The organism is Poseidonibacter sp., assembly GCF_041821165.1.
Classification (GTDB): domain Bacteria; phylum Campylobacterota; class Campylobacteria; order Campylobacterales; family Arcobacteraceae; genus Poseidonibacter.
Genome location: NZ_JBGUES010000165.1, coordinates 2,007 through 5,285 on the forward strand (window position 1 = coordinate 2,007; position 3,279 = coordinate 5,285).

General features: G+C 26.0%; 4 protein-coding genes. 3 read left to right on the top strand and 1 reads right to left on the bottom strand.

Annotated features, from left to right (window positions below):
• The first annotated feature begins 56 nt into the window (after nt 1-56).
• The 3 genes from ACERKK_RS10985 to ACERKK_RS10995 are packed head-to-tail and all read left to right on the top strand — an operon-like array spanning nt 57 to nt 2,552.
• Nucleotides 57-650, top strand: coding sequence for an MBL fold metallo-hydrolase (locus ACERKK_RS10985; protein WP_373773120.1), 594 nt, complete (start codon nt 57-59; stop codon nt 648-650).
• 13 nt (nt 651-663) lie between these two features.
• Nucleotides 664-1,569: a GGDEF domain-containing protein gene (locus ACERKK_RS10990; RefSeq protein WP_373773121.1), complete on the top strand. Its 906-nt coding sequence runs from the start codon at nt 664-666 to the stop codon at nt 1,567-1,569.
• 8 nt (nt 1,570-1,577) lie between these two features.
• Nucleotides 1,578-2,552 carry a GGDEF domain-containing protein gene (locus ACERKK_RS10995; RefSeq protein ID WP_373773122.1) on the top strand — a complete coding sequence of 325 codons (975 nt, stop codon included), beginning with the start codon at nt 1,578-1,580 and terminating at the stop codon, nt 2,550-2,552.
• Between the two features lies 1 nt (nt 2,553).
• On the opposite strand, the gene cmoB is transcribed toward ACERKK_RS10995, so the two are convergent.
• A partial coding sequence (gene cmoB / locus ACERKK_RS11000) for a tRNA 5-methoxyuridine(34)/uridine 5-oxyacetic acid(34) synthase CmoB (RefSeq protein ID WP_373773123.1) occupies nt 2,554-3,279 on the bottom strand: 726 nt, incomplete at its 5' end.

The following is a 3,279-nucleotide window of genomic DNA, read 5'->3' on the forward strand; positions in this document are numbered from 1 at the left end:
CCATACATAACCTCTTTTTTGATATAATTTATGAATTTTAGCGAATAAGGTTTAAAATGGATATAAAAGTTCAAGCAATGGGTGATTATCAAACAAATTGCTACATAATCACAATAGAAAATAAAGATTTAATTATTGATCCAGGTGTAGGTGCTACTAAATGGATTAAAACTCATGTTACAAATCCAGTTGCTGTATTAAATACACATGGACATTTCGATCATATCTGGTCAAATCAAGAAGTAAAAGAATTATATGATATTAAGCTATATACTCCAAGAGATGATGAGTTTATGCTTACAAGTGATCCTTATGGATTAGGAATGCCAGCTTCTTATGCTGATATACTAATCAAACCTGATGAAGAAATTGAAATTGAGGGTATTAAAATAAAATTTCATCATTTCCCTGGACATACTCCTGGTTGTTCTGCTATTCAGATCAATGAACATTTATTTACAGGTGATTTTATATTTAAAGGTACAATAGGAAGATTTGATTTCCCTATGTCTGATGCAAAATTAATGAAACAAAGTATTAGTAAAATTCTTCAATGGGATAATGATTTCCATATTTATCCAGGACATGGAGATAAAACAACATTAAATAGTGAGATTCCAACACTTAAACAATGGGAAGCATCTATATAAAGGGTTACTGTTTATGAGTCAATTATTTGAAATAATTATAAAAGAGAATGAAAAGTTAAAATTATTAGAAGATTCAGGAAAAGTTTACAATAAAATTTTTGATTATTTAAAAGAAGATTATAATATTTATGAATTAAAAATATCTTTTAGAAGTCAAAATCAAGATAGAGTTTTATTTGAATCTACAAAAGAGTTAGATTTATCATACCAAATTAATCTAACATTTCCTCAAAGCCAAAATTCAGAAGTTATGTATTTAATTACTGCAAAAAATGAAGAGAATAGAAAAGAGATTGAACATACTCTATTTAGTATAAAGTTAACACTTCAAATATTTTCTCAATCTTTGTATAATAAATATTTAGAAAAATCAATTTCAGAACTATCACTTATTGACCAAGTAACAGGTTCGTATAATAGAACTTATTTAGATAATTATGCACATAATCTACTTAGTTTATCACAAAGAGAACAAAAAAAGATTGCATTTTTAAAAATAGGAATTGATCAATTCAAAGCAGTTATTGATGAATTTGATTATGCTATTGGAGATAAGGTACTTAAGACTTTAGCAGATACTTTAAATGAAAATGTTAGAACCTCTGATATTGTAATAAAAATTGATAGTGATGAATTTTTAGTAATACTTTTAAATATCGTTAATGAAGATAATGCTATTATGATTTCAGAAAAGATTATAAACAACTTTTCTAAAAAAGAAGTATTAGTTAATTCACAAACAGAACAAGCTCTTAAAAAGACAGTTTGTAGTGGGATTTCTATTTATCCAGATGATGCTTCTGATATAGATGAAATAATTAGAAATGCTGATATTGCTTTATATGAAGCAAGAAATAAAGGTCGTAGTCAGACATTTAAATATAATAAAGAAGAAACAAATACGATAGATTTTTTTTAAGGATAAGAATGAAAAGTAAACTTATAGATTTAATTCTATCATCAGCAAATAACGAAAATGATGTAAAAACCCTAGAAAATATCTTTACTTTATATGAACAATTGCAATTTGCTTCAAATATAAAACAAATAGCCGAGGATCTATACACTTGGCTAAATGAAACATACAATATTGATAATGTTAATTTTGCACTTTTTGATATAAATAAAAATACAAGAGAAGAGATATTAGTAAGAGGCGAAGAATTTTTATTAGATGATGACTTATCATGTTTTTTTATCATTAATACACATACAAACTTAAATGCAACAGTTTCTTTTAGTGCAACATCAAAAGTTCATTATCATATTTTACAAGAGAAATATGACAATATTGAAACTGCATTTTTTATTATCTCACCAATAATTCAAAATGGAATAATAAAAAAGAACTTTATTGAATCATCATCACTAGATTCTGTAACAAAAGTTTATAATAGAAATTATCTAATTGAAAACTTATCAAAAAATCTTTCTTTATCAAAAAACAAACAAAGAAAAATATTCTTCTTAATGATTGGAATTGATCGTTTTAAAGCTGTAATTGATGAGTTTAATTATGATGTTGGAGATAAAGTTTTAATTGAACTTGCAAAAGTAATTCACTCAAATATAAATGAGTTTGATATGGTTGCTAGATTAAATGGTGATGAATTTTTAGTTTCACTTGTAAATTGCAATGCTCAATATCAAGCAGAAGAAATAGCAAATAAAATTATGAGTGATTTTGCAAATATAGAGATTATTGTAGACGAAGAGACAAAACAGATACTTAAAAAAACTATATGTATTGGTTTTGATACTTTTGATTCAGAAGATGAGTTTACAATTACAGATTCAATTAAAAATGTTGATATTGCACTTTATGAAGCAAAAAATAAAGGAAGAAGTCAATTATTTAGATTTTCTGATTTACGAGCTGATGATACAATAGATTTATTTTAATCTATTGTATCTTTCTTGCTTTCATATAAACTCTTTTTGGAGCTGGATATCCTTCAATCGTTTTAGTTCTATCATTTGGATCTAAAAAATCCTCTAAACTTTGATCAAATGACCAAGGTGTCTTTCTTTGTTCTTCACTACTTGTAACAGTTGTAGCAATAACTTCCATATCTTCAAACCCTGCTCTACTTAACCAATTTGTTAAAGCTGAAATTGTAGGAATAAAATAGATATTTGGTATTTTAGAATATCTTTTATTTGGAGTTAAGCATATTTCATCTTCTCCATCAATCATAAAAGTATCAATTAAAATTTCACCTTTTGAATTAAGTCCACGTGCAAGTGATTTTAATGTCCCAACAGGATCTGGTCTATGATATAAAACACCTAACATAAAAATAAAATCAAATTTATGATTATAATACTCTAAATGCTCAACCCCTAACATTTCATAAGTAATATCTGATTTCACAAAGTGATTAACAAACTCAAATTGATGAAGTGTTAAAGGTGCAGGATCAAAACCTACTAATCTTTTTGGTTTATCTTCAAGCATTCTAAACATATAATATCCATTATTACATCCAATATCTGCAACAACTTTATCTTTTAGATTAAAATGTGGACGTATTAAATTGTATTTAATATTACTTTGCCACTCGCTATCAATTTCTAAACCAAATATTTTAAAAGGGCCTTTTCTCCAAGGAATTAATGTTTTAGCAGT

Bases quoted from the DNA above. Each gene is read 5' to 3' on its own strand.
- ACERKK_RS10985 (WP_373773120.1), top strand. From the start codon at position 57: ATGGATATAAAAGTTCAAGCAATGGGTGATTATCAAACAAATTGCTAC.
- ACERKK_RS10990 (WP_373773121.1), top strand. From the start codon at position 664: ATGAGTCAATTATTTGAAATAATTATAAAAGAGAATGAAAAGTTAAAA.
- ACERKK_RS10995 (WP_373773122.1), top strand. From the start codon at position 1,578: ATGAAAAGTAAACTTATAGATTTAATTCTATCATCAGCAAATAACGAA.